Consider the following 24,746-nt stretch of genomic DNA (forward strand, 5'->3'; position numbering starts at 1 on the left):
CCATGGCACTGCCCGTAGATCGCCCCGTGGACCATCCCGGTGAGCAGGCGGTCCAGCGCAAGGCTCACGAGGGCGGTCCCGGATGGGGATCGCCGATGTTCGGCCCGCAGATCCCGCACGGGTTCTACCCGTTCATCCGCGCCCAGCAGATGCTGATCATCGCAGCCGCCGATGAGGCCGGCGCCGTCTGGTCGACGATCGTGACAGGGCCGCCCGGCTTCGCCCAGCCGGAGGACGACCGGACTCTCGCCATCCATGCGCTGCCCGCACCCGGCGACCCGCTTCGCCATGCCTTCGACGCGGAACGCGCCATAGGCGTGCTCGCCCTGCACCCGCAGACCCAGCGCCGTATCCGGGCGAACGGCGTGGCCGTACGTGACGGGGACGGCCTGCGGATGCGCACCGAGCAAGTACTCGGCAACTGCCCGAAGTACCTGCAGAACCGCGTCATCACCGGGCCGGCGGATGACGCGCCGGCCGGGAAGGCGCGCACCGGCGAAGAGCTCACCGACGGCCAGCGCCGCTGGATCGAGCAGGCCGACACCTTCTTCATCGCCAGCCACGCCCCCGATCAGGGCGCCGACTCGTCACACCGCGGCGGCATGCCGGGCTTCGTCACCGTCACGGGGCCCCGCACACTGCGCTGGCCCGACTACACCGGCAACCAGTTCTACATGACACTGGGCAACCTGCACCTCGACCCCGCGTGTGGCCTGCTGTTTCTCGACTGGGAGCGCGGCCACACCCTGCAGCTCACCGGCACGGGCCGGATCGACTGGGACCCTCGCAGCGCCGCGGAGTACCCCGGGGCCCTGCGCGTCGTGGAGTTCACCATCGACACTGTGGTGGAGATCGACAACGCCAGCCCGCTGCGATGGGAACTTCTGAACTACTCCCGATTCAATCCGCACGCGGCGTGACGGGGGCCGGCCCGGGGGAGCGGACGCCCGACGAGAGGGGAGTCGACGCGATGAACGCACTCTCGGTTGAGGCGCGGGATCCCAGTCGCACCTCCGGACGCCGCCCTGCGGGCGGCATGGGCGGTCAGGCGTGGGGAGAGTGGCTGCCGGCGGAGTCCCAGTACGGCGCCCAGGTCGGAAAGGACTCGGGAAGCTGGTGGGCACCCAGCGGGTCGCTGCCGTCGTTCACGCCCGTGCCGTGTGCGGGTCTGGACAGTGCGTCGGCCAGGTACCAGCGGTGGAACTTCCGCCGCCGGAAGCACCACTCGCCGTCCACGCGCAGGTAGTCGTCCCAGTACTGCAGTTCCCCGACCTCCCATTGGCCGGTGGAGGGCCGTTCGAGCTGATCCCGGCAGTAGACGACGCCTCTGGCGCGGTCGGCGTCGTCGAAGTCCACGATGTGGTTGGTCACCTGGTGGATGGTGGTTCTCGAGGCGCGCATGGCCTCGGTGTACCAGCGGTGCAGTGCCGCACGGCCGAATGCGTCGCGTCCCACCCGTACGTCGGGAACGAACAGGTCCGCGACGGCGTCCATGTCCCGTGAGTCGAGTGCCAGCGCGTACCGGTAGGGGAGTTGGCGGATCTCGGCGAGCGACTCCATGCGGTCGAGTCGCTCTTCGACCGTCTTCGGTGTCCAGGGTCCAAGTCGGCCCATGCTCGTCTCCTCCCGGGTGCCGGCGCGAGCCGCTACCGCAGTTACAGATTAATAAGTTAACCGATTTGAGCAAGCCTTTCGAGTGGGTTGTCCAAGCCGCCGTCAGCACTCGGCCGTCAGGGCGTGAGGATGATCTTGCCGGGGGTCGTGCGGGCTGAGGATTCGGCCAGCTCCAGCGCCGCGGCCGCCTCGGTCAGCGGAAAGCGGGCGGCGATCTGGGGGGTGAGAACGCCTTCGCGCAGCAGGTTGAGGACATGGGTGAGGTCCGTGCGCGTTCGGGCCCGGAACGCCTCGCGCTTGGCCGAGTCAGGCTTGCCGGCGCCCGCCCAGATGTCGTAGAAGCTCGCGTGCCTGCGTGTGGGCAGGTGGTTCCAGAACGCCAGCTTGGCCAGCAGCGGCAGGAAGTCGAGCAGTATGGGGCGGGCGTCGTCGAGCGCGGCAGCGATGCTGTACGAGACCAGCGTGCCGGTGCGGCTGAGCAGTCCGTAGGAGAGGGTGACGCTCACGCCACCGAGGTGGTCGAACGCGGCGTCCACGCCGTCGGGGGCCAGTGCGCGGACGCGGGCGGCCAGGTCGGGGTCGCGGTAGTCGATCGGCTCCACGCCGAGTGCGCGCAGCGCCTCGTGATGGCGCGGGCTCGCCGTGCCGATCACCTGGGCGCCGGCGTGCCGGGCGAGCTGGACCAGGATCGAGCCCACGCCCCCGGCGGCGCCGGTCACGAGGACGGTCTGTCCTTCCCGCACCTTCGCCTTGGCGTGGAGCATCTGGTAGGCCGTGAGGCCGTTGACGATCAGCGTCTCCGCCTCGTCCGGGTCGATACCGTCGGGCACCTCGACCAGATCTGCAGCGGGCAGCAGTACGGCCGTGGCCCAGCCGCCGGTCTTGGTCAGGGCCGCGACCCGGCGGCCGATGAGGGCGCGGTCCACGCCGGGGCCGACGGCCTCGACGACGCCGACGAGGTCGTATCCGGGCACGAACGGGAAGGCGGGCTGGCCGTAGTAGCGGCCCCGGCGCATCGCGCTCTCCGCGAAGGACACCGCGGTCGACTCGACCCGCACCAGCGCCTGGCCGGCGACGGGTGCCGGCAGTGTCCGCCGCACCAGTTGCAGGCCGCTCGGGGCGACCTTGCCCGGGAGCACCATCTCGGTGGCGGCCGTGGTGCCCTCTGCGGTGGCGTTCAACTCGGTCATGGCCGGCTCCTCAAGCAGTTGCGACTCTCAGTCGCTCTGTTAATGGTCGTAACTATGTGTCTGGCCGTCAGTGATTGTCAAGCGAAAGTGCTACGGGTCGTAACAGCAGCTATGGGTGACCCGAACTCCGACGGTCCCTTACGATGCGTCCATGACTAACCCACCGCAGACCATGAGCAGGCGCGAGCGGCTTAGGGCGCAGACCCTCCGGGAGATCGAGGACACGTCGTTCGCGATCATCGACGCGGACGGCATCCACGCTCTGACGATCGCCGCTCTGGCCCGGGGCATGGCGATGTCCGCACCGGCCGTCTACCGCTACTTCCCGTCGCGCGACGCGCTGGTGGCGCACCTGGTGACGCTCTCCTACCAGCAGCTCGTAGCGGCGATGAGCCAGGCGGTGGAAGGGAGCAGGCGGGCCCCCCGCGCGCGACTGCGCCAACTGGTCGCCTCATACCGCGACTGGGCCCTGCGACACCGGCGTCGCTACGGGATGCTCTTCGGCGAGCAGGCCGGGGACCTGCCCGGCGACGTCACCGAACACACGCCGCTCGACCAGGCGATGGCGCTGCTCATCGACCTGCTCACGGCCGTACAGGGAACCCCACAGGCCGACAGCGGCAGCGGCGACCGCACGCTCGATGGGCAGTTGCGGCAGTGGGCCCGTTCCCAGCAGCGGCCGGACACCCCACCGCGCGCCGCCCGCGCCGCCATCCTGATCTGGTCACGGGTGCACGGGATCGTGAGTCTCGAACTCACCGGCGTCTTCGACAACCGTCCCCTGGAGGCGCAGCGGCTGATCGATTCGGAGATCGACAACGCCGTCCGGTCACTGGAACCGGACGGTTCCTGAAGGGCGCACGGGCCGCTCCGGCGCTCCGCACCGTCTGCCATCTCGGGCGTTCTACGGCTGCCGTGAGGTGCTGTGGGCGGCCGATCCGTCGGTTTCAGCCGCCGCCTGGCACGGCTCGCGTTGGCGCACTCACGTAGGTGGTCACGTGCCGAAGCGCTTGCGTGTGACCGGCGGCCTTGTAGGTCGGTTCGGCGTCAGTCGGGTACCCGTTCCGCCACGGAGGCGGGCACAGGGCGCCCGGCTCGGCGGACCTGAGGAGGTACCCATGGGACTGCACGATCACGTCGTGGTGGTGACCGGAGCATCCAGCGGCATCGGACGGGCCACGGCCGAGGCCTTCGCCCGCAAGGGCTGCGCCGTGGTGCTGGCCGCGCGCCGCGAGGAGGCACTGGAGGCGGCGGCCAAGGAGTGCGAGAAGCATCGCGGGGCACGGACGCTGGTCGTACCGACGGATACGACGGACGCCGCGGCGGTCGAGAACCTCGCCCGGCGGGCGGTGGCGGAGTTCGGCCGGATCGACGTCTGGGTGAACAACGCGGCTGTCAACGCCTTCGGCCGCTTCGAGGACGTGCCGCTGGAGGACTTCCGCAAGGTCCTGGACGTCAACGTGATGGGCTACGTGCACGGAGCCCGGGCCGCGCTGCGGGTGATGCGGGAGCAGGGAACGGGCACGCTGATCAACATCTCGTCCATCGTGGGTGCGGTGTCACAGCCGTACAGCCACCCGTACAGCATGTCCAAGCACGCCGTCCAAGGGCTCGGTTCGAGCCTGCGGCAGCAGCTGCGGGTCGAGGGGATGAAGGGCGTGCACGTGTGCACCGTGATGCCCGCGACCATCGACACGCCGCACTTCCAGCAGGCGGCGAACTACACCGGACACAAGGTCGTTGCCATGCCGCCGGTCTACACCCCGGAACGCGTCGCCCGGGCGGTCGTCGACCTCGTGCGCCATCCTCGCCGCGAGGTGGTGGTCGGTCCGGCGGGCCGCGCCCTGGTACGCCAGTCCCGGATCATGCCCGGGCTCGCGGAGCGGACCATGGCACGGCAGACGGACAAGAGTCATCTCGATCACGACGAGGCCGCCCCGGCCACCCACGGAGCGCTGCACGTACCTGCTTCCGGGGAAGGCGCGGTGCGCGGCGGCTGGCACGGGCGGCGGCGCACCGCGATGCGCAGGACCGCCGTCGCCGCCGCACTGGCCGGAGCGGCCGTGACCGCCGGGCGCAAGATGACTCGGGCCGCGGCGGCTGCTGAGGGCGAACGGCTGCGGGTCCTGACACGGTGATGGGGCCGAGGCCTGGGGGCCCCGGCCCCGTGCCGGCACAACGTTGCCCGCCCGGTGCGACAGCGAAACCGGACGGGCAACGGCCGCCGCGACAGATCAGTGGCCCGTTCCGCGGGACTCCCGGGGCGCAGCGCCGTCAGCAGTCCCGCCCGGCCGGGCCCAGACCGTCTCCTGCCGCCCGGGTACACCAAGCGTCTTCATGACACTCCTTATGTCGGGCCATGAGCCGCCGCCGGAACACGGGTCCGGACAGCCTGGATGACGAACCCGCTGCGCACTCGCGCCGGCATGCGGGTCAGCGGGATCCGCATGTCCTGTTCGGGCACGTCGTACTCCAGCCGGGCCAGCCGCGGTCCGAGGGCCGCCAACAGCGCCACCGTGATGTCCTCGCCGGGGCAGCGGTGGCCGGTGGCCCGGTCCGCGCCGCCCTGCGGAACGAGTTCGTCGCGATGCGGCGGCCGCCCCACGAAGCGCTGCGGGGCGAAGGCGTACGGCTCGTCCCAGAGGTCGGGATCGTGGTTCTGCCCGTACAGGTCGAGCAGGATCAGGGTGCCGGCCGGGATCGGCTCGCCCTGCCACTCCAGATCTGTCACGGCCCGGCTGCCGAGGAAGGGCGCGAAGGGGTAGAAGCGCCGCAGCTCGTGGGCGAAGGCCACGGCGTAGGCGGGATCGTCCCCGCTCAGCCGTTCCTTGACTCCGGGGGTGCGCAGTGCGTGACCGGCGTAGGCGACGAACCAGCACACGGCGACGGTGGGACGGATGACATTGAGCAGTTCGACCGCGGCGGTGTGCGGGTCCAGGAGCCGGCCGTCGGCGTCCCGGTGGCGGACCACCGTCTCCAGCGCCGATCCGGCCGGAGCGGTGGCGCGCCCCGCCCGTACCTCTTCGACCAGGCCTCCCAGCCAGGCCTCACTGCGAGCCCGCGCCCTGCGTGCTTGCCAGTGGCGCGGTCCCGGCGTGGCGAAGCCGTCGACCATGGCGACAAGGTCCCGGGCCGTGGAATCCGCGTCGGCCAAGGGGATGCCGGCCCACTGGCACACTCCCCGGGTGAGAATCCGGCTCGCCTCGTCGAACAGGACGACCGGGCGGTGGGACCACGACTCCACCGCCTCGTCCCACACCGCCGTGACGCGGTCGACCAGCGCGGAGACCGTCTGCGGCCCGGTGAGCAGGGAGAGGAACACTCCCTTGCGTTCGCGGTGTTCCTGCCCGTAGAGGGTGTGCACGGCTCCGTGACCGAACAGAGTGCTCAGCACCGGACCGGGAAGCGCCGTACCGCGCTCCACATGCCGTTCGTCGTAGAAGAACCGCACCGCTTCCGGGCCGTGCAGGGCGACGGCGTGCTGTCCCATCAGTCGGGTGCGCACGAGTGGCGCAGTGGTATGGAGTCGACGGTCGGGCAGCCAGGTGTACCCCTTGGCGAGAAGTGCGAGCGAGCTGTCGGCAATCGGCGGACGACTCTGATTCATGGCGTGGCGGGTGCCCGCCGTCCCCGGCTGGAAACGCGGGCCTGACCGTACGCCCAGGGCTCAAGGCTGGTGCGGCGCTGTCTACGTGCCGCCTCTGGCCATACGGCGTACCTGCTGCGCGCTCTCGTGTGCCGCTCGCTCGGCCTGGGCGAGGGCGTCGGCGGCGGACCGGCTGTGTTCCTCGGCTTCCTGCTGTGCGTTCTCGGCCTGCCGGTACTTCTCGCGTGCCTGCTGCATCTGCTCCTCGATGGCGGACATCCGTCGGCGAGCCTGTTCGGTGCGCTTGCGTGCCCGCTGCAGCTCGGCGTCGACGTCCGCCTGGCGTGCCCGCTCTTCACGCAGGCGCTCCTCGGCCGCCTCGGCGGCCTCCCGCGCCCGGGCCAGCTGCTCCTGACGGGCGCGGCGCCGCTCGGCGAGTTCGTCCTTGGAGGACCGTGCCGGAGACGGAGACGCGAGGCGACTGCGCTTGCCCGGTTTCTTGGCCACTGGAGCGTTGTCCGGGCGGAACTCCGAGGGCGGGGTGAGGGCGTTGACCAGGCGGCCGCTCGCCCACTGACCGGCTGCGTCCGGATCTGCGAGTACGGCGCGCAGGGTCTCTTCCAGGTCCTGCTGGACCGGTTGCGACAGCCGTTGCCCGGCATCGCGGGCGAGCTGGGCGGTCTGCCGGGACAGGGCGGAGACGACGTGGCGGCGCTGTGTGGAGAGATCTTTGAGGCTTTCGGCGTCCAGGGCGTGATAGGCCTCGCGCAGCGCGCGCCCCAGTTCCAGGAACTTCCGGCTCTCTTCCGGCTGGGAGCGCAGCAGGAGGTTGGCCGCCCAGGCCGCGAGGGTGGGTCGGCGGGCGGCGCGGATGCGGCGGGCATCGTCCGCCCGGCCGGCTGTTCTCGCGGCGAGGGCCAGCGTCTCCCGTCGGGCGACGAAGTCGGACGGCGGCGTGGTGTAGAGGTCGTCGAGGACGGCTTCCACGTCGGGATCTTCGCCGCCCCGGCGGCCTGTGCGCGCGTTCAGAGTCTCCACACCTCCGGCTCGCCCGCGGCCCACTCGATCCGTCCCGGCTCGACGACGTCCAGCACGTCCCGGCCGGTCAGGCCCGAGTTCGGCGCGAGCACGGTGAGGGCATGGACGCTGAAGGCCGCGCCGGGCATCTGACCACCGATGCCCACCCTGCGTCTGCCCGCCCCGGACGGTGGGCAGACGATCATGCGGCGCCTCGTCGACATGGCACCAGCCTCACGCGCGCCTCACGGCCCCGCATCCCGACCGCGTCTGGATGACGGCGCTCGCACTGACCGACCCGCGACACGGTCGCGGGCACGGTCCGCTTCACCGCCGCGGGTGCCGGCAGCCGGCGTCCGCCCTGGCCTCGACGGCGCCCGGTCCCGATCTGGGCACCGGCCCGCACCCATCGCGAAGAGACAGATCTGTAGCTCGAGTCCGTCCTCGAACCCGGCGTCCGCGTCGCTGAACGCCAGATACGGGACGATGGAGGTCAGGAAGGGATCCGCCCAGTGCGTGGAACCGTCGACGTTGCCGCACTCGTTCGGGGCCCGTCGCGCTCACGGTGAGCGAAAACCCAGCTTCCCGGACCGCACCCACCTGGCGAGGCTCCTACCAGAGCTATGGGCCAATTTTCCTGTAGCGGCTGCCCTTTTCAGGCCTGCAGCTGGGCGAAGAGCGTTGCCAGGTCGATGAGGCCCCAGTGGTCGGTGAGCTTCCCTTCGGCCACCTTGAACATGCGGACTTCCAGCACCTTGATCGATCGGCCGGTGGCGGGAGTGCCGTTGAACGGTCCGGTGTTCGTGCCGGTGAGGACGAAGGTGATCGCGAACCAATCGCCCTCGGCGACGACACGGACCGGCGTGGCGGCGAAGTCGGGGACCGCGTCGAGGAACGACGCCAGCACCGCGCGGGTCTCCTCGACGCCGGAGGTTGTGCCGTCCGCGGCGTGGTTACGGAAGTCCGGCGCGTAGAGGGCGAACAGGGCGTCGAGGTCACGAAGGTTGACGCGCCTGACGTACTCATCGGCAAGTCGGTGCGAGTCGGCGGTTGACGTGCCGATTTCGACGTCTGAGGAAGACATGTGCTTCTCCAATGTGGAGGGACGGAGCGGCTCCGCCGGGGTGATGGACAGCGGAACAGGGTCGAACCGTGAGCTGTACGGGGTCACCATCGGGCCCGGGCCCTGGGTCGCTCGGCGGTGGTTATTGGCGGTCGGATCAGGCGGCACTTCGCACGCCCAGCAGGTGCCTCTGACCCCGTGTCAGCGGTTCGCCGCCCGAGTCGCGTGCCGACGTTTCGGTCGGCGTGGTCAGTTGGCGAGGAAGTTGGCCCCTCGGCGGCGGAAGCCTTGACGTGCTGCAGCGGCGTCCCGGACGGCCGTCATGGCGTCAGGGACAATGAGGCTCCCGGTCCGCCGGACTGCCCCGACCGCCTGCTCAAATCCATTGAGTGCCGCTTCGGCACGCCGTCGAAGTGAACTCGACAGCACCGGCCCCCCATGGGCGGTTCTCTGGTGAGCGTCAGACCTGTGCTCCCTTGAATGCGGTGACGATCTCGTCGGCGCTCACGATGGCGTGGGCGTAGGACGGGCCGTTGAGGTCGTGGGCCGCGTGCAGCATTTCCCGGGTCCATGCGGCGGTCGCTCCGCGTACCAGGGTCACGTGGTAGCCGAGTTCCATGGCGTAGCGGCTGGTCGACTCGATGCAGGTGTTTGCCAGCATGCCGACGGTCACCACATGGGTGATGCCGTGCTGCTTGAGCTGGAGGTCGAGATCGGTGTTGGCGAACCCGCTCTGTCCCCAGTGCTCGTGGACGACGACGTCGTTGTCCTGGGGAACGAAGTCCGGGTGCCAGTCGCCGCCCCAGGCTCCGTCTTCGAAGACTCGGTTCTGGTTGCCGCCGGCCTGGTCCGCGGTGAGGAAGTTCCAGTTCGCGTAGTTGCCCTCGCGCCAGCGGCGGTGCGGGACGACGAAGACCTGGATGCCGGCCGCACGCGCGGCGGCCGTCACCGCGCGCAGATTGTCGAGCAGGCCGACCTCCGTGGCCACCTCTTCGACCAGGGGCCACAGCTTCCCCCCTTCGGAGAGGAAGTCGTTGTAGGGGTCCATCAGGAGCAGCCCTGTGTGCGCCGGCTCGTACTGCGTGTCGGTCATGAGTCGTTCCTCCAGAAGGGCCAAGGGGTCCAGGTCCTGTGCCGCGGACGCTCGCTCGGCCCATCCACACCGTAACTCAATAAATCATAGTTACCAACTCTATTTTTCATAGGGATTCGTTCGATCTCTGCGATGATGGGAACGGAACGAGTTCACGAGGAGGACGACATGGGCGGCTGGTCGGAGATCACGAGCACGGAGTGCCCCATCGCGCGTTCGAGCGCGGTGATCGGGGACCGCTGGACGCTGGTGATCATGCGCGAGCTGACCATGGGCAACCGCCGCTTCGACTCGCTACAGGTCCAGACCCTGGCTTCGCCGCAGATGCTGACCAACCGCCTCAAGCGACTGGAGGCCGACGGCATGGTCGAGCGCCGGGCCTACAGCGCGAAACCCCGCCGCTACGAGTACCACCTGACCGCAAAGGGCGAGGCCTTCGCCTCGGTGCTGCTCGCCCTGCGGGCATGGGGCGAGACATGGTGCAAGGAGCCCGGGGAAGGCATTGCCGTCCACCACATCCACCAGGCATGCGGGCGCGAGGTGGGCCTGAGCGGCACCGTGTGTGAGGGGTGCGGCGAGCCCTTCACCATGGACGAAGTACTTGGTGAACTCAGCCCGGCCTTCGCGCGCGAACGCGAGGACAGGAGCACAGCGGCCAGGCAGGATGCCGAAGCCCGCTCAACCTGACGTCAGCTGTCGCCGAAGGGGCACAAGCGGTTGACCGCAGCCGAGCTGTCGCCCGACCAAGGACTGCAAGAGGGTGTCCGTGGCGGCCGGCGCGTCAGATGAGCGACTCTCGGCGGGCTGCTCCATCGCCGCTTCACACGCGAGGATTTCATGAGGATCCCTCCACGGGCAGCACTCACCCGCGATGCGCATCCAATCGACGAGCCGCCTTTCGCCCACCCCGGCAGCTGCAGGCTCTTTCCGTGCCTGCCTGCCTCTCAGTCGGCCACGCCGCCGCCGTAAAAGGTGGAGGGCGCGGGTGTTCAGCCGCGCACCAGTGCGTATGCGCTCGACGAGATCGGCGCTGGTGAGTGCCATCACGCCGACGGCGACCATGTCGGCGATGCCGTCTTCGATGTCCGTGGCGCTGATGGTGATGTCGGTGCCGGCACGGTTCCGGACGGGACCGGGTGACAGCCCCGAGGCGCCGGCAGTGCGCAGGGAACCCGTGGCGCCGGAGACAGCCCTGCTTCTAGGACAGTTCGCGCTTGAGGATCTTCCCGGTCGAGGTCATGGGCAGGGCGTCGACGAACTCGACGATGCGGGGGTATTTGTAGCCTGCGAACTGCTCCTTTCCCCAGGCTGTCAGCTCAGCCTCAGTCGTACTGTCCCCGGCCTTCTTGACGATGACGGCCTTGATCTCTTCCCCGTGACTGACGTGCGGAACTCCGATGACAGCGACCAAGGAGACTGCGGGGTGCTCCATGAGCACCTCCTCGAGCTCGCGCGGGTAGACGTTGAACCCGCCGCGGATGATCATGTCCTTGGAGCGGTCGATGACGGAGTAGAAGCCGTCCGCGTCCTTGCGAGCCAGATCTCCGGTGCGGAACCATCCTTGGTTGATGGCCTCCGAAGTCGCCTCGGGGCGCTTGTAGTAGCCCTTCATGACGTTGTAGCCCTTGATCGCGATCTCGCCGACCGCACCGGGGTCGTCTTCCACATCCGACCAGTCGTCGTTGATGAGCTTCATCCGGACCCCGTCAATGGGCCGGCCGATCGATCCGACACGCGGCTCCTCGCCGTACTTGGCGAACGACGCGATCGCCGCCGTCTCCGAGAGCCCGTAGCCCTCGAGGATCGTCACACCGAAACGCTTCTTGAACTCGTGATGGATCTTCGCGGGAAGCGCGGAACCACCGGACACGGCGATGCGCAGGCCGGCGGCCAGCCGGGCGACGTCAACGCTGTCGTCGAGCGCATCGAGCAGGCCCCAGTACATGGTCGGTACGCCGCCGAAGAAGGTCACGTCATGGTCGAGCATGAGCTCCAGCGCCTCTCGGGCGGAGAACCTGGCTTGCAGGACGAGTGTGCCGCCGAACCCAATCGCGCCGTTCTGGATGACCATCTGGCCGAACGCATGGAACAGCGGAAGGACGCACAGGTAGACGTCAGGCGTCACAGGGTCCGACTCGAACAGCTGGACACCAGCTCGGGCAATGTCGTACACATTCCGGTGTCTGAGCTCTGCTCCCTTGGGCTGCCCGGTGGTACCGGACGTGTAGAGGATGACCGCGGTGTCGTCGTCGGCCCGCTCGACCGTCTCGAACGTCTCTGGCTGCCCGGCGACAGCGGGGGCGTAGATCTGGTCCGGGGTGACGCCGTCCACAGTTGCGCCGCTGCCGATGAGGAAGAAGTGCGCGGCATGGTCGGCGTCCTGAAAGGCCGACCATGCCTCGCGCCCGATCGGGAGCTCTGCACTGCCTTCGAAGGCGAAGTACGCCGTCGCTTCGGAGTCGTTGAGGTGGTAGGCGATCTCACGCGCCTTCAGGAGCACGTTCACCGGCACGACAACCGCGCCGGCCTTGAGGATCCCGAAGTAGATCGTCGTGAACTGCGGGATGTTCGTGCAGGACAGGGCGACCTTCTCGCCGGGGCGGATGCCGCGCTCGGTCAGCAGGTTCGCCACCCGGTTCGACGCCGCGTCGAGTTCCGCGTAGGAGATTCGATCGCCACCGAAGACGATCGCGGTGCGCGCGGGATATTCCGACGCGCTGCGGGTCAGTAGACCGGACACGTTCCGGGTCGAACTTGTCATCAATGGCTCCTGGTCTGTGCGTAGTCGGGGCACCGAGTCCGTCCTGACGTCAGGTGGTCAGGAAGTCCTCGCCTTCACGCGTGTCGAGGCGTCCGAGGATGTTCTGGACGGTGCGATCCCGCGCCAGGCCGGAGTCCAACCCGGGTGCGATGAGTCCGCGGACTTTCGAGACCACGGTCCATCTGCGTGGACGAAAGACCTGTACGTCCCGGCGACACAGTCCTACGACGATGGCTTGCGCCGCTTGCTCGGCGCTGATGCGCTTGCGCAGGAACCGCGGTTGGGTGCCGAGCAGTGCCTGGGCTACGGGATCCTCGTCGAGGCCCTGCCGGGTCATGTCCGTGTTGATCACCGCGAAATACGCGGTCGTGACGCTGACGCCATGAGCGGCGAGCTCGACTCGCAGTCCACGGCCGAGCTGTTCGACCGCCGCCTTGCTCATGGCGTACGGGATGGCGCCGGCGCCGTTGACGAACGCGAAGACCGACGAGACCAGTACGAGCCGACCGCGGTTCTCGATGAGGCTCGGAAGGGCAGCACGGACCGTGTTGAGCGCACCCCCGACGTTCACGTCGAAGAGCCGGTCGACCACCGAAGGCGATGACGCCCGGAGGGTCACGCCCCGCCCGAGTACACCTGCGTTCGCGATCACGATGTCCAGGCGTCCTGCGTCCCTGACGACGGTCTCGACCGCTCGGGTCATGTCGCCGAGGTCGGTCACATCGCCGACCAGGTAGGTGACCCGCTCGTCGATCGCCTCGCCCGCCGCCGGGCGGTGCAGATCGATCACGAAGACCCGGGCGCCGGCGGCGGTCAGGGACCGCGCGGTCGCCGCGCCCAGGCCCCGGCCGCCACCGGTGACGAGGGCGACCTTTCCGGCGATCGACCGGTCGGGTCTCTCAGCCACCGAGGAACTCCAGAACCTCGGGGACGAACTCCCGGTGGTACTGGAAGACGCCACCGTGCCCGGAGTTCGGGTAGATCTTCAGCCGGGCGTTCGGGATCCGGCGGGCCATGTCGGCCGAGTTGCTGCTCGCCACCATGAGGTCGTGATCACCGTTGGCGACGAAGACCGGCTGGGTGATCACCGAGAGGTCGTCGGGTGCGTGCAGCCCGGCCGCGCGGATGGCCTTCAGCTGCGCGCGTCGAGCCTGCAGGGAGATCTTCTCGTCGCGATTCCGGGTGCGTTCCTTGAGCCGGGCGAGGTAGTCCTTCGCGGCCCTCTTGCCCTGCGCGTCGCGGGGGAAGAACAGGAACGTCCTGGCGTCTTTCAAGGTGAGCGCGGACTTTACGTACGCACTGACCGCGACCTTGTTGATCTCCTTGATGCCGCCGCCCCCGCGGGGACCGGTCCCGGCCAGGATGATCCGGCGCACGAGCTCGGGTGCCTGCAGGGCCACCATCTGTGCGACTCCGCCGCCGAGCGAGAACCCGAGGAGGTCGACCTTCTCGAGTCCCATCGCGCGGATGAAGGCGACGGCGTCGCGGCCCATGTCCGCGATGTCGGTCGGCACGGATCCTCCGGACGCGCCGACCCCGCGGTTGTCGAACGTGATCACCCGGTGACGGGCGGCGATGCCGTCGATGATCCTCGGGTCCCAGTCGTCAAGGACAGCCATCAGGTGGTGCAGGAACACCACCGGAACACCGCCGGTCGGACCGAGTTCGCGATAGGCGAAGGGCACCCCGCCGACGTCGATCGTGCGGGTGGGAACGTCGATCCACTTCGTGCTCTTTGTCGTCTTCATCTGACCTCACCGGATACGGCGCGAGGACCGCGGCTCCGTGTAGTTATATTACGCTCGTTTGCCTTACGGTTGTAATAGATACACGCCGGAACGGGGTGGTGGCAAGGGTTGTGCACCACTGGGGTTGTCACCGAAGGCTCAGGTCCGACGAACCGTCGCGAAGACGTCTCGACCGTGCGCGCTCTTCATTCGCGGGTTCGCGGGCAAGGCGCGGGGTGATGCCTACCCAAGTCGCCACCGGGCAGAGGAAGTCACCCGGCTCGAGCCGACAGCATCTCGAGCGGACCTACGCACGAGACGCCGGCGGGGGGTCCACCTGGCAGGCCGAAATCTCTACCGGTCCGGGCAGCTTTCTCGCACGGGCGTCGGTGACGGCCTTGTTCGTCGCTGGTGCCGCCGCAGCCCTGGCAGCGGGGTTTCCTGTCGTCGGCATGCCCGCGGGTTCTGCCGGCGGCCTCGGCCTCGATCTGTGCGCGGACGGCCGGTAGTTTGGCAAGGCGCGTTTCGCGGTGGTCGAGCTCGGTGGGCAGGTCCACGTTCTTGCAGTCGGAGCCGAAGGCCTGGTCCTCGGTTCTCGCTGGCCTCCGCCTCGACCGGCAGGGGCCCGGCCCTCTCCTCCGAAAATGGCGATCTCGGCCTTGAGTTGTCATTCCTCGCGTCGCGCTTGGAGGCGTTCGCCTCGAGCTCGATGCCGTCCCAGGGTGACGCGTCCTTGACCATGCCGAGCTTCATGGCGAGGCGCAGGGACGACGAGCCCACCCTGCCCCAGCGACCGTGCTTCCGCCCCTATGGCCAGCCGACGCTGCCGCTCGTCCAGGTGCGGCAACAACACCTGAAACTTCGCAGCCAGGACGGCCTCGATCCCCTCTGGTCTCCCCACACCAGAGCAACGAGTCCCGCAGTTGGAAGCCACGACTTGTTTCCCGGCAAGCCTTAGGCACCGTTTCTTTTGGCCTGGGGTGGTCGTTGGTCAGTGCATGGCAGACCTGGTCCAGCGGCTGGTACCGGACGAGTTGTGCGAGCTGTTTCGCCGGGTGGTACCTCCTACGGAGGTCATACGTCCCCAGGGCGGGGGCCGACGACGGGCGGGCGACCGCGAGACGTTGGCGGCGATCATCTTCGTGGCCACGTCGGGCTGCACCTGGCGGCAACTCCCGCCGGCCTTCGGCCCGGCGTGGCCCACGGTCTACCGGCGCTTCGCGCAGTGGAGCCGTGCCCGCGTCTGGGCCAGACTGCACCGCGTCATCCTCGACGAACTCGGCGCGCTCGGTGAGCTGGACTGGTCCCGATGTGCAATCGACTCGGTAAGCGTCAGGGCCGCAAAAGGGGGCTACTGACGGGACCAAATCCGACCGATCGCGGCAGCCGGGATCGAAGATCCACCTGATCACCGACCGAAAAGGACTGCCCCTGTCCCTGGGTATCTCCGCAGCCAACCTGCACGACAGTCAGCGCCTGGTGCCGCTCGTACGAGGCATACCGCCGATCCGGTCCCGCCGGGGCCCGCGTCGCAGGCGACCTGGGAACTCCATGGCGACAAGGGATACGACTACGACCACCTGCGCCGATGGCTCCGCAGCCGCGGCATACGCCACCGCATCGCCCGCAAAGGCATCGAATCCTCACAACGACTCGGCCGCCACCGATGGGTGGTCGAGCGAACGGTGTCCTGGCTGGCAGGCTGCCGCCGTCTCCACCGCCGCTACGAGCGCAAGCCCGAGCACTTCCTGGCCTTCGTGGGCATCGCTGCCCTCCTCATCGGCCATCGGCGCCTCACACGGATCCGATAACTCACTGGTCAGAGGTGTTCCCCTCGGTCAGGATTCGCTCATGGACGAGCCAGCCACCATCGCCTGGAAGTACGCGGCGAACCCCATCTGCGAGGAAGACCTGCCCATGTTGGCGGCCCACCTACTGGCTGCCGGCCATGACTCTCCTTCACTGCGCGACCTGGCTGGCCGTTCCCGGCGCGAGCACCCAGCAGAGATCCGCCAGCTCTTCGGGGACACCATGGAGGAGCTCGGGATCCAGATCCCGGACTACGAGACCGCTGAACGCTGCCTCCTGCATCACATGGCGACAGAGCTGACCGCCGGTGCCTTGTCACCGAAGATGGTCGCAGATCGAGTCTGGCAGGGGATCGAGGCGTTGACAGATCCTGAGCGGGAGTTCGTGGCGGCCGTGGGCCTGGAGTACCACCTCGACTTCATGTCCCCCGAAGAGGTCCGGGCCTGGGAGAACGCTGTACACCTCGCCGCAAAGGCTCTGGCTGGAACAGCCTTTCCACACACGCAGTGACACCAGCCATGGCCACGCTCACCACTCACCAGCCAGCCCTCACGCACACCAAAAGAAACGACCTCTTAGAACTCTTAACGAAATGATCTCCAAGGTGGCTGGATCACTCCGGGACTGATGATTCGGGGTGCGGGGTGGATCGGCCGAAGCCGTGGGAAGGTGGCGACGAGTTGTGGGTGGTTCACGCTCCGCTGGAGAGAACGTAAATGCGTCGACAGCGCCCCTCAGTCCCCGGCAAAGTGGCCGTCCGTGACGAGCAGTGAACTGTGGCCCCGTGAGACCGCCGACCGCTACGACGCCGAGGAGGCCGAAGCGTCCTCGGCTGCCGTCCTCGGACCGACCCTCGCCTTCCTCGCCGAGCTCGCCGGAGACGGCCGGGCACTGGAGTTCGCCATCGGTACCGGACGAGTTGGAGTCCCACTCCGGGAACGCGGCGTGCCGGTAGTGGGCATCGAACTATCCGAGCACATGGCAGCGGTGCTGCGGCGCAAGATCGACGAGGACACGCTCCCGGTAGTCATCGGTGACATGGCTACCACCGTCGTTCCCGGTGGGTTCACCCTGGTCTATCTCGTCTACAACACCATCACGAACCTGCTCACTCAGGACGAGCAGGTCGAGTGCTTCCGCAACGCCGCACGGCATCTGGAGCCCGGCGGCCGATTCGTCATTGAGCTGGGTGTGCCGCCGCTGCGGTTCCTGCCGCCCGGCCAGGTCGCGGTACCGTTCGATGTCTCCGAGCAGCATCTCGGCTTCGACACCTTCGATCTGGTCGAGCAGATTCTCGTCTCGCACCACCTCACCCGCGACGGCGACGACGGCCGCTACCGCCGCGACAACTCCCGACACCGGTACGCCTGGCCGGCAGAGCTCGACCTGATGGCGCGGATCGCCGGCCTTGAGCTTGAACGTCGCGTCGCGGACTGGGACGAGAATCCGTTCACCCAGGGCTCCGCGAAGCACATCTCCGTGTGGCGCAAGCCAACCTGAGGTCGGCCACCGGGCTGTCAATGTAGGCCGTGCCTGTCTTGAAGCTCCTGTCAGGAGTTCAGGCGTCACCAGCAGAGCAGTGCGCATCCGAGGGTGAGGAAAGCTTCGTGGATGTCGTCGCGTATCTCCCAGCGGATCCGCAGGCGGCGGAACCAGTGCAGGTGGGCGAATGCTCGCTCCACGACCCAGCGTTGGGTGCCGAGTCCGGAGCCGTGCTCGGTGCCCCGACGGGCGATCAGCGGCTTCACGCCGAGATCCCAGACGAGGCGGCGGTACTTGTCGTGGTCGTAGCCGCGGTCGCCCAGCACCACGCCCGGGCGGTGCCGGGGCCGGCCGCGCTTGCCTCGCACCGGCGCACCGCCTGAAGCAGCGGAATCAGCTGGGTGACGTCGTTGCGGTTGCCGCCGATCAAGGTGGCGGCAAGCGGGATACCGGTGGCGTCGGTGATCAGGTGGTGCTTGCTGCCCGTCCTGCCCCGGTCAACGGGGCTTCGTCCTGTCTTGGATCCCCCTTTCAATGCCCGTATGTGGGAGCCGTCGACGGCCGCCCGGGAGAAGTCCAGGGCGTTCGCCCTGCGAAGCTTGGCCAGCAGGACCTCGTGCAGCCGGGGCCAGACTCCAGGCTCGGTCCACTCGGCCAGGCGGCGCCAGCAGGTCATGCCCCAGCCGAAGCCGAGTTCCTGCGGCAGATGTTCCCAAGCGATCCCCGTGCGCAGGACGAACAGGATGCCCTGGAATACCAGTCGGTCCGGATGCCGCCTTCGCCCGGGGTGCCGCGGCCGACGCTCCACCTTTGGCAGCAGCCGCTCGATCACCGCCCACAGCTCGTGGTCGACTTCCCGCGGCTTCGGCCGAGCCACTCCAACCCTCGATCATCAGTCCCGGAGTGATCCAGCCACCTTGGAGATCATTTTGTTAGGAGTTGACGGTTCCAGGCTGTCAGTCGGTTGGCGGGTCCCGGAAAACGGGGTTGTCCGGGCGGTAAGGCACCTCCAGTACCACCGATACGACACAGTCGTTTTCGGGCGCCGTGTCGACGTAGCGCACGATGTGCTCCAGCGAACTGTCCCGCGGAGCGGAACACAGTCCCCGGGCCACGGCCTGCCAGCGCGCGGCGAGCCGGGCCGGACGGCGGGCCCTCAGCCATGCCTGGCGGCCAGGTCCGTCGGGCACGCCGAGTCCGAGTCCGACGGGGAAGCGACAGATTGCGTACACGACGAGATCGCCTCGCCCGACGGCGGCGTAGTGCAGTCGTCGGCCGGCCGGAGAGCTCGCGGTGAAGTCATGGGGCCGGCCGCAGTGCGGACAGGGGCCGTCATCGAGGACGACGGCCCCTGGGGCGGCGTCCAGCATCTGCCCGAGGAGTAGCCGCAGCCCCGCGCGGACCATGAGGAGGCGCTCTCCTTCAGGGCCCGTCATCTCCGCTGCAAGGCGGGCTTCCTCCTCGGGGGCGAGCCTTTCGCGCAGGGCTCGACGGTCTTGCGGCGACAGCGTCGACACCACGAACGTGCGCAGTGCGAGGGGGTCGAGGTCCCCGTCTCGCTGCGCGGGGTCGAGAACGAGCGGTGGCGCGGGCAGCGGAGTCCGCCGCGCACCCCAGCCGCCGTCGGGATTTGTCGCAGGCACGATGGGAAACGACGCGGGCAGGGGAGTGACATCTCGCTCCACGCGTTCTTCCACCAGGTCTGTCACTCCCCTTCGTCTGTGTGAGTCGGTTGGCGGGTCCCGGAAAACGGGGTTGTCCGGGCGGTAGGGCACCTCCAGCGCCACCGATACGACACAGTCGTTTGCGGGCGCCGTATCGACGAAGCGCAGGATGTACTCCACCGAACTGTCCCGCGGAGCGGAACACAGTCCCCGGGCCACGGCCTGCCAGCGCGCGGCGAGCCGGGCCGGACGGCGGGCCCTCAGCCATGCCTGGCGGCCAGGTCCGTCGGGCACGCCGAGTCCGAGTCCGACGGGGAAGCGACAGATTGCGTACACGACGAGATCGCCTCGCCCGACGGCGGCGTAGTGCAGTCGTCGGCCGGCCGGGGAGCTGGCGGTGAGGTCATGGGGCTGGCCGCAGTGCGGACAGGGGCCGTCATCGAGGACGACGGCCCCTGGGTCGGCGTCCAGCATCTGCCCGAGGAGGAGCCGCAGCCCCGCGCGGACCATGAGGAGGCGCTCTCCTTCAGGGCCCGCCGTCTCCGCTGCAAGGCGGGCTCGTTCCTGGGGGGTGAGCCTTTCGCGCAGGGCTCGACGGTCTTGCGGCGACAGCGTCGACAGCACGAACGTGCGCAGTGCGAGGGGGTCGAGGTCCCCGTCTCGCTGCGCGGGGTCGAGAACGAGCGGTGGCGCGGGCAGCGGAGTCCGCCGCGCACCCCAGCCGCCGTCGGGATTTGTCGCAGGCACGATGGGAAACGACGCGGGCAGGGGAGTGATGTTCGGCTCCAAGGGTTCCATCAGGTCTGTCACTCCCCTCCGTCGGCCCTGCGCCCATGCTAGTGCTGTGAGCGCGGCAATTCGCCGGGTCGTTCAGGCTGCGGTGGCCTTGGGGCGTCCGCCCCAGCGGATGCCCTTCTCGCTGCGGATGCGGGTGCGTTCCTTGCGTTCGGCGGCCAGGACGGCCGGGTGGCGGGCATTGGCGTTGCGCCAGCGGAGGTAGGCGTGCAAAGTCCGGGTCTGCACGGTGTGGTTGGGGTGATTCGAGTTGGCGATGGTGAACTGCCGCAGCGGTCCGAAGTGGGCTTCGATCGGGTTCGCCCACGAGGCATAGGTCGGGGTGAAGCACAGCTCGACTTTGCTCCTCTTCGCCCAGCTGCGGATGTCGGCGCCTTTGTGCGCGGACAGGTTGTCCAGGATCACGTAGATCGGTGCGCCGTCCGGGCGGGCAGCGCGGATCGACTTGAGCGCGGCCAGCGTGTTCACGGCTCCCTTTCGGTGGTTCACGCCCCATAACGTGTCGTCGCCGACCGAGTAGCAGCCGTGGAAGTAGCGCACACCGTGGGTGCGGTGGTAGGTCGCAGGGACGCGGTCGGGCCGCTTCGGTGGGGCTCAGCAGGCAGGTCCCACCGGTGGGCCGGATTCCCAGCGGGCCGAACTCGTCGAAGGCGAAAACGCGGCGGCAAATTGCTCCAGAACGTGCTTGATGCGGTCCAGCTTGGCGTCACGTTCGGGGTCGGTGGACTCCTTCCAAGTCTTGGTCCGTTGAAAGGTGACGCCGCGGCGGGCCAGCAGGCAGCGCAAGGTCTCGTGGCCGATGCGGATCACCCGGCCGTGAACCTTGCGCAGGTAGACGACGAGTTTGCGTAACGACCAGCGGGTGAAGGGCTGGCCGAGCCTGGCCGGTCGGGTGGTGGCCGTCGCCGCAACGAAGTCCTCGTCGTCAGGGCTGAGCAGGCGGGGACGGCCTCCCGCCCACCGAGGGTCCAAGCAGGCCAGGCCGATCTCATTGAATCGGTGGATCACATCGCGCACTGTGTCTTCGTCGGCCGCCACGAGTTGGGCGATCACGGGCGTTCCCGCCGGCCGCTGCCAGCAGCATCATTGCCCGCCGGTAGCGCACCGAACTGGTGTTGCCCCGGCGCACGATCTGCTGCAGCTTCTGCCCCTCCTGGTCGGTCAGCCTGCGCACACGGACGGGCTCAGCCACCGCGCCTCCAGCGGTCGGATAGGACGTCACCCCACATCCAACCGCCGCGACCACCAAACCGGTGAACCTGTGCGGTCACAGCACTAGCCGCACTTTCCGGCGCAGCCAGCCAGAACCGGTCCGAGGTCGAGCGCACGCCGGCCAAATCCGCGACGAACCGGGCCAGGTGGTGCTGGGTCAGCCAGTTGTCCAGCGACGGGAGCAGCCGCACCTGATGCCCGCCGCACGGCCCTGCGGTCGCCACTTCTTCACCGGCTCGACCTCGGCAGCCCATCCCCGTCACATCCGCGAGCTCACCGGCTGGCTGGCCTCGCGCCCGAAGTCTGACCTGAACAGGTGAAGTCGGTGTGGACGCCCAGGCCTTGACGCCGCCAACCCTGCTGCGGCTGCTGGCACCGGGCGACCGGCCGCCGACTAGGCGTCCCCGCAGACGCGCTGTCCGTGCCGGACGCCTACATCAAGGCTCTCTGGGGCGACACCGCGGCACGGTGTCCGCACCCCAAGCACCGCCCCAACGGCCGGACTCACCTACCGAATCTCGGAGGCCCGCACACCGACCGGGGTCGGTTTGATGCGCAGGCGTGGATGGCGGGTTTCAGAATCCGCCGGGGGTGCGGCCGAGGGTGTTCTGGGAGTCGGCCGGGTCGGGGCCCTGTACCGCGCCGACGTACAACTCGACCTGGGACTTGAACCGATCGACGGCGGCGCGGTCGCTCATGAACCTGGGGAAGGCGAGGGGGTCGGTGGTGGGGTAGTCGGCGAGGGGCTTCAGCCCCGCGGGCGGGGCGACATCGGCGCGTACCGACCAGGTGAAGCTCGCGATGACGTTCTGCTGAGCCTGTTGGGAGAGCAGCCAGCTCATGAACAGTTTGGCGGTGGCCTGGTGCCGGGACCGCCGGAAGATGGCGGCGCGCTGTGCCCAGGACGGGAATCGGTCGTGGCGGGGCAGCACCTGGACGCTGTTGGGACCCGTGCCCCCGGCTCCGGCCGGGCTGGCAAGGTAGGTGCCGTCAGTGACGCCGCTGATCGACCCCAGCAGGCCGCGCACGTAGGTGGGCCGCTGCGCGGCGAACTTGTCCAGCCAGCCCCAGCCGTACTGGTCGACGAACAGCTTGTACTGGAAGAGCACCGCGTCGTCGTCGTTCGGCCAGGTGGAGACGATCTTGTTGGTGAAGACGGGGCTGAGCAGGTCGGTGGCACGGAAGTCGTTCGGGTCGGCCGGCACTTGATGGATGCCGACGATCGGGGCGAACGCCCCGTAGTAGGCGCCTGTCCAGTGGCCATCGGGGTCCTTGGCGTTGTCGAACACGTTGTCCCAGCCGACCGGGCGGTACCGCAGGAGTTCGCCCATGGCCTTCCAGCGGTCGAAGTCGTGTGTGGTCTGCAGGATGGCGAGGTCGGCGACCAGGTTGCCGGTGGCGAGTTGATTGTCGATGCGCGCGTCGTGGTACTTGCTCAGGTCGGTGATCGTGTTGACCTGGATGCCAGGGAACTGCGTTAGGAAGGCCTGCGGGATGAAGTCGAAGAATCCGGGGGCGTCGCCGCCCATGTAGACGGTCAGTCGTCCGCCTTCGTCCTTGGCCGTGCGGTACAGGGCCTGGAGCTGTTCCTGTTCACCGGCCGCCGCTTGGCCGGAGGGCGCGGCGGAGGCCGTGTTCGACGTCATGGCCTGAAGACCGGCCGCGGCGGTGCCGAGCGCCGCGGTCCGGAGGAGCGTCCTTCTGCTGAATCCCATCGTGGGTACCTCTCGCTACGCAATCGGCTTCAAATTTGAAGTCGTTCGCCAAGGTACTACCCTCTACTTAAAATTTGATGAAGGAGGTGGCGCCGTGGGTCACACGCGATGGTTGACCGGCGAGGAGACGCGGGCCTGGATGGCGTTCTTCAGCGCCGCCGCGCTGCTGAACCGGCGCCTTGACCAGCAGCTGAAGGACGACGCCGACCTGACCCACGTGCAGTACGAAATCCTTGCCAGGCTCTCCGGAGCCGAGGGCCGGGAGCTGCGCATGACGGAACTCGCCGAGTCGGTGTACGCCTCCCAGAGCGGCGTGACGTACCAGATCACCCAACTGGAGAAGGCGGGGCTGGTACGGCGCCGGATCTGCCCGAGCGGCCCTCGTGCCGTGTACGCCGTCCTGACCGACACCGGTTTCGCCACGCTGGAGCGGGCGGCCCCGGGCCACGTGACCGCGGTCCGCGAGCTGCTCATCGACGTCCTGACCCCCGAGCAGCTCACTGCCTTGGCCGACGGTCTGGGCAGGGCTCGCGACCGCATGCTGGGGCAGTGAGTCGGCACTCGCCACACCTCAGGATGTGGAGGTCAGCCACGCTGAAGGTGCTGACCTGCGACGGAGGGCGACCCCGACGAGCTCTAGAAGTGCGGCCAGAAGGGTCGCGGGCGGATTCGAGACCCTGCGGGCCGACTCCGCCGAGCTCGGCTCGTGCGCTGTCTTCCTTCTGCCTATCTCGGTGGGCCGAAAGAGTGCCGATCACCGGACGATGTCCATGGAAGCCCGGCTATCACAGCGGCTCGGGGCGCTCTGCACGCCGCGGTCTCCCTCACCACTCTGCTTGCCGCGCTGACGTGGAGCGTGACGCTCGGTCAACCACTGGCGCGGGTCAGGTGCGGCTTCCCGCCAGTCATGGCGCAACTTGAAAACGGTTCTGGCGGCATTTTCGTGAAGAATACGGCAGAGGCGAAACCTTGCGTGAAAGTGAAGTGCGATCGGTGCGTGGCAGGCCATAGCGTCCTGGGATGAGCAGCTTCAACACGCACCGGAGACGGGTGTACGACGAGGGCCTGCCGACGCGCGTCCGGCATACGAATCTTCGGTCGTGCCTCGTCCACTTCGCGCCCTACGGCTTCCGGGCCACGTACCACCATCTCTGCCTCAGCGCGGGGATCCCCAAGGATCTGGAGAAGGATCCGAGCTCGCTCATACGTGCCGTCGAGGAGTTGCACCACGCACGACAGCTCTGGCTCGCCGATGAGCGGGCCTATGCCAACAGTCGCCGAGCGGACAAAGCGCGTGGCTTTCGGCAAGTGAAACGAGACGAGTCCTGGAGAGGCTGGCAGCGTGGGTGGGGGAACATTGCCTACTGTCCCGAGCCGACGATTCATCCCGACGAGCCGCTGCCGGCGGTGGTCGAGCGGGTGCTCCGTTCGTCGGTGGCGCCGGATGAGGCTCCTGTACTGACGTGCCGTGTGTGCGGAAGCCTGGACGACACCATCGTCTGGTACGACGGTGCCTACCGGATCCATCGGCTGTGCAGGGAATGCGGGGTCAGTCTCGCGGTGCAGCGGGCCGACGGACCCGACCCGCTGGTGGCGGTCGACCATGCCCGGCAGTGGAAGGAGATCTGGAGGCTGCGCAACGAATCTCCTCGCGGCTGCCCGAGCTGAGTTTTCGGCCGGGCGGCGGCATCAAGGGCGGGGGAGAACCCGCGGTTCACCAAGGTCGAGAACGGCGCCGGCCGGCTCCGGCCGGGTGGGTGCGTGACGCCGTCGATTTCGGCGGCGCATGTCACCCGAGGACGCCGGGTGCCGTTGTGCCGGAACGCTTCCGTGCTCGCCGTGACCTGCGGGCCCGCGTGGTCCGTCGGTCGCGGCGGCGCTGATCGGGTCCGACGGGCCCGTAAGCGGGCCGACCGAACAAGCACAGTCCGAGGCGGCGTCTTCCGCCGGGTTGAGCAAGGCGCCGGTCGAACTGCCGGTGCCCTTGTGGTGTCCGGTCTGTCCACCGAGGGCTGCAA

At 68.6% G+C, this 24,746-nt stretch carries 21 protein-coding genes and 2 pseudogenes; 9 read left to right on the forward strand and 14 right to left on the reverse strand.

The window, feature by feature from the left end; genetic code table 11:
• The first annotated feature begins 2 nt into the window (after positions 1 to 2).
• Positions 3 to 920 carry a pyridoxamine 5'-phosphate oxidase family protein gene (locus BFN33_RS13140; protein ID WP_218108978.1) on the forward strand — a complete coding sequence of 306 codons (918 nt, stop codon included), beginning with the start codon at positions 3 to 5 and terminating at the stop codon, positions 918 to 920.
• 124 nt (positions 921 to 1,044) lie between these two features.
• Here BFN33_RS13140 and BFN33_RS13145 read toward each other — a convergent pair whose 3' ends face one another.
• On the reverse strand, positions 1,045 to 1,614 hold the full coding sequence (locus tag BFN33_RS13145; RefSeq protein ID WP_069760129.1) for a nuclear transport factor 2 family protein: 570 nt from the start codon (positions 1,612 to 1,614) through the stop codon (positions 1,045 to 1,047).
• 116 nt (positions 1,615 to 1,730) lie between these two features.
• Complete coding sequence (locus tag BFN33_RS13150; RefSeq protein WP_069760130.1) at positions 1,731 to 2,804, reverse strand: medium chain dehydrogenase/reductase family protein; 1,074 nt, start codon at positions 2,802 to 2,804, stop codon at positions 1,731 to 1,733.
• A gap of 151 nt (positions 2,805 to 2,955) precedes the next feature.
• On the opposite strand from BFN33_RS13150, the gene BFN33_RS13155 reads away from it, so the two are divergent.
• Positions 2,956 to 3,657: a TetR/AcrR family transcriptional regulator gene (locus BFN33_RS13155; protein ID WP_069760131.1), complete on the forward strand. Its 702-nt coding sequence runs from the start codon at positions 2,956 to 2,958 to the stop codon at positions 3,655 to 3,657.
• 265 nt (positions 3,658 to 3,922) lie between these two features.
• A complete protein-coding gene (locus tag BFN33_RS13160; RefSeq protein ID WP_069760132.1) occupies positions 3,923 to 4,942 on the forward strand; it encodes an SDR family oxidoreductase in 1,020 nt (339 codons plus the stop codon).
• A 209-nt stretch (positions 4,943 to 5,151) separates the two neighbouring features.
• Here BFN33_RS13160 and BFN33_RS13165 read toward each other — a convergent pair whose 3' ends face one another.
• From BFN33_RS13165 to BFN33_RS13180, 5 genes are all read right to left on the reverse strand, one after another.
• Positions 5,152 to 6,411: a cytochrome P450 gene (locus tag BFN33_RS13165; protein WP_079140800.1), complete on the reverse strand. Its 1,260-nt coding sequence runs from the start codon at positions 6,409 to 6,411 to the stop codon at positions 5,152 to 5,154.
• An 81-nt stretch (positions 6,412 to 6,492) separates the two neighbouring features.
• Positions 6,493 to 7,377 (reverse strand): hypothetical protein, encoded by an 885-nt coding sequence (locus BFN33_RS13170; protein ID WP_256122739.1) that lies wholly within the window; start codon positions 7,375 to 7,377, stop codon positions 6,493 to 6,495.
• A gap of 38 nt (positions 7,378 to 7,415) precedes the next feature.
• Positions 7,416 to 7,631, reverse strand: coding sequence for a hypothetical protein (locus tag BFN33_RS52635; RefSeq protein ID WP_141757965.1), 216 nt, complete (start codon positions 7,629 to 7,631; stop codon positions 7,416 to 7,418).
• 431 nt (positions 7,632 to 8,062) lie between these two features.
• Positions 8,063 to 8,491 (reverse strand): ester cyclase, encoded by a 429-nt coding sequence (locus BFN33_RS13175; RefSeq protein WP_176742374.1) that lies wholly within the window; start codon positions 8,489 to 8,491, stop codon positions 8,063 to 8,065.
• Positions 8,492 to 8,930: 439 nt separating this feature from the next.
• The gene (locus tag BFN33_RS13180) at positions 8,931 to 9,563 is read right to left on the reverse strand and encodes an isochorismatase family cysteine hydrolase (protein WP_069760134.1); all 633 of its coding nucleotides are present in this window, start codon (positions 9,561 to 9,563) and stop codon (positions 8,931 to 8,933) included.
• A gap of 255 nt (positions 9,564 to 9,818) precedes the next feature.
• Here BFN33_RS13180 and BFN33_RS13185 point away from each other — a divergent pair, with 255 nt between their 5' ends.
• The gene (locus BFN33_RS13185; protein ID WP_218108979.1) at positions 9,819 to 10,250 is read left to right on the forward strand and encodes a helix-turn-helix domain-containing protein; all 432 of its coding nucleotides are present in this window, start codon (positions 9,819 to 9,821) and stop codon (positions 10,248 to 10,250) included.
• A gap of 511 nt (positions 10,251 to 10,761) precedes the next feature.
• On the opposite strand, the gene BFN33_RS13190 is transcribed toward BFN33_RS13185, so the two are convergent.
• From BFN33_RS13190 to BFN33_RS13200, 3 genes are read right to left on the reverse strand one after another with little or no spacing between them, the layout of a single operon-like run.
• The gene (locus BFN33_RS13190) at positions 10,762 to 12,324 is read right to left on the reverse strand and encodes a long-chain fatty acid--CoA ligase (RefSeq protein ID WP_069760136.1); all 1,563 of its coding nucleotides are present in this window, start codon (positions 12,322 to 12,324) and stop codon (positions 10,762 to 10,764) included.
• 49 nt (positions 12,325 to 12,373) lie between these two features.
• Entirely contained in the window at positions 12,374 to 13,231 is an 858-nt protein-coding gene (locus BFN33_RS13195) for an SDR family NAD(P)-dependent oxidoreductase (RefSeq protein WP_218108980.1), read from the reverse strand.
• On the reverse strand, positions 13,224 to 14,072 hold the full coding sequence (locus BFN33_RS13200; protein ID WP_069760137.1) for an alpha/beta fold hydrolase: 849 nt from the start codon (positions 14,070 to 14,072) through the stop codon (positions 13,224 to 13,226). Before BFN33_RS13200 ends, BFN33_RS13195 begins: the two co-directional genes overlap by 8 nt.
• A gap of 977 nt (positions 14,073 to 15,049) precedes the next feature.
• On the opposite strand from BFN33_RS13200, the pseudogene BFN33_RS51290 reads away from it, so the two are divergent.
• From BFN33_RS51290 to BFN33_RS13225, 3 genes and pseudogenes are all read left to right on the forward strand, one after another.
• Positions 15,050 to 15,862: pseudogene (locus tag BFN33_RS51290) on the forward strand (IS5 family transposase).
• Between the two features lie 40 nt (positions 15,863 to 15,902).
• Positions 15,903 to 16,370 (forward strand): hypothetical protein, encoded by a 468-nt coding sequence (locus BFN33_RS13220; protein ID WP_069760140.1) that lies wholly within the window; start codon positions 15,903 to 15,905, stop codon positions 16,368 to 16,370.
• Positions 16,371 to 16,619: 249 nt separating this feature from the next.
• A complete protein-coding gene (locus BFN33_RS13225) occupies positions 16,620 to 17,360 on the forward strand; it encodes a class I SAM-dependent methyltransferase (RefSeq protein ID WP_069760141.1) in 741 nt (246 codons plus the stop codon).
• A 65-nt stretch (positions 17,361 to 17,425) separates the two neighbouring features.
• On the opposite strand, the gene BFN33_RS49720 is transcribed toward BFN33_RS13225, so the two are convergent.
• The 4 genes and pseudogenes from BFN33_RS49720 to BFN33_RS13255 form a co-directional block, all read right to left on the reverse strand.
• A protein-coding gene (locus BFN33_RS49720; RefSeq protein ID WP_088245319.1) for an IS5 family transposase occupies positions 17,426 to 18,219 on the reverse strand; the annotation gives its coding sequence in 2 pieces (ribosomal slippage) (positions 17,426 to 17,715 and positions 17,715 to 18,219; 795 coding nt in all).
• Positions 18,220 to 18,298: 79 nt separating this feature from the next.
• The gene (locus tag BFN33_RS52640) at positions 18,299 to 19,804 is read right to left on the reverse strand and encodes a hypothetical protein (RefSeq protein WP_141757967.1); all 1,506 of its coding nucleotides are present in this window, start codon (positions 19,802 to 19,804) and stop codon (positions 18,299 to 18,301) included.
• A 72-nt stretch (positions 19,805 to 19,876) separates the two neighbouring features.
• Positions 19,877 to 20,993 (reverse strand): annotated as a pseudogene (locus BFN33_RS55470) (IS630 family transposase).
• Positions 20,994 to 21,588: 595 nt separating this feature from the next.
• Positions 21,589 to 22,728, reverse strand: a complete 1,140-nt coding sequence (locus tag BFN33_RS13255; RefSeq protein WP_256122740.1) for an ABC transporter substrate-binding protein — start codon at positions 22,726 to 22,728, stop codon at positions 21,589 to 21,591.
• A gap of 94 nt (positions 22,729 to 22,822) precedes the next feature.
• Here BFN33_RS13255 and BFN33_RS13260 point away from each other — a divergent pair, with 94 nt between their 5' ends.
• Positions 22,823 to 23,281 (forward strand): MarR family winged helix-turn-helix transcriptional regulator, encoded by a 459-nt coding sequence (locus tag BFN33_RS13260; protein WP_069760145.1) that lies wholly within the window; start codon positions 22,823 to 22,825, stop codon positions 23,279 to 23,281.
• Between the two features lie 467 nt (positions 23,282 to 23,748).
• The gene (locus BFN33_RS13265; protein WP_069760146.1) at positions 23,749 to 24,396 is read left to right on the forward strand and encodes a hypothetical protein; all 648 of its coding nucleotides are present in this window, start codon (positions 23,749 to 23,751) and stop codon (positions 24,394 to 24,396) included.
• Positions 24,397 to 24,746 lie beyond the last annotated feature (350 nt).

Source organism: Streptomyces sp. LUP47B, from assembly GCF_001746295.1.
In the GTDB taxonomy this organism is placed as follows: Bacteria; Actinomycetota; Actinomycetes; order Streptomycetales; family Streptomycetaceae; genus Streptomyces.

Bases quoted from the DNA above. Each gene is read 5' to 3' on its own strand.
- BFN33_RS13140 (WP_218108978.1), top strand. From the start codon at position 3: ATGGCACTGCCCGTAGATCGCCCCGTGGACCATCCCGGTGAGCAGGCG.
- BFN33_RS13145 (WP_069760129.1), bottom strand. From the start codon at position 1,614: ATGGGCCGACTTGGACCCTGGACACCGAAGACGGTCGAAGAGCGACTC.
- BFN33_RS13150 (WP_069760130.1), bottom strand. From the start codon at position 2,804: ATGACCGAGTTGAACGCCACCGCAGAGGGCACCACGGCCGCCACCGAG.
- BFN33_RS13155 (WP_069760131.1), top strand. From the start codon at position 2,956: ATGACTAACCCACCGCAGACCATGAGCAGGCGCGAGCGGCTTAGGGCG.
- BFN33_RS13160 (WP_069760132.1), top strand. From the start codon at position 3,923: ATGGGACTGCACGATCACGTCGTGGTGGTGACCGGAGCATCCAGCGGC.
- BFN33_RS13165 (WP_079140800.1), bottom strand. From the start codon at position 6,411: ATGAATCAGAGTCGTCCGCCGATTGCCGACAGCTCGCTCGCACTTCTC.
- BFN33_RS52635 (WP_141757965.1), bottom strand. From the start codon at position 7,631: ATGTCGACGAGGCGCCGCATGATCGTCTGCCCACCGTCCGGGGCGGGC.
- BFN33_RS13175 (WP_176742374.1), bottom strand. From the start codon at position 8,491: ATGTCTTCCTCAGACGTCGAAATCGGCACGTCAACCGCCGACTCGCAC.
- BFN33_RS13180 (WP_069760134.1), bottom strand. From the start codon at position 9,563: ATGACCGACACGCAGTACGAGCCGGCGCACACAGGGCTGCTCCTGATG.
- BFN33_RS13185 (WP_218108979.1), top strand. From the start codon at position 9,819: ATGCGCGAGCTGACCATGGGCAACCGCCGCTTCGACTCGCTACAGGTC.
- BFN33_RS13190 (WP_069760136.1), bottom strand. From the start codon at position 12,324: ATGACAAGTTCGACCCGGAACGTGTCCGGTCTACTGACCCGCAGCGCG.
- BFN33_RS13200 (WP_069760137.1), bottom strand. From the start codon at position 14,072: ATGAAGACGACAAAGAGCACGAAGTGGATCGACGTTCCCACCCGCACG.
- BFN33_RS13220 (WP_069760140.1), top strand. From the start codon at position 15,903: ATGGACGAGCCAGCCACCATCGCCTGGAAGTACGCGGCGAACCCCATC.
- BFN33_RS52640 (WP_141757967.1), bottom strand. From the start codon at position 19,804: ATGGAACCCTTGGAGCCGAACATCACTCCCCTGCCCGCGTCGTTTCCC.
- BFN33_RS13255 (WP_256122740.1), bottom strand. From the start codon at position 22,728: ATGGGATTCAGCAGAAGGACGCTCCTCCGGACCGCGGCGCTCGGCACC.
- BFN33_RS13265 (WP_069760146.1), top strand. From the start codon at position 23,749: ATGAGCAGCTTCAACACGCACCGGAGACGGGTGTACGACGAGGGCCTG.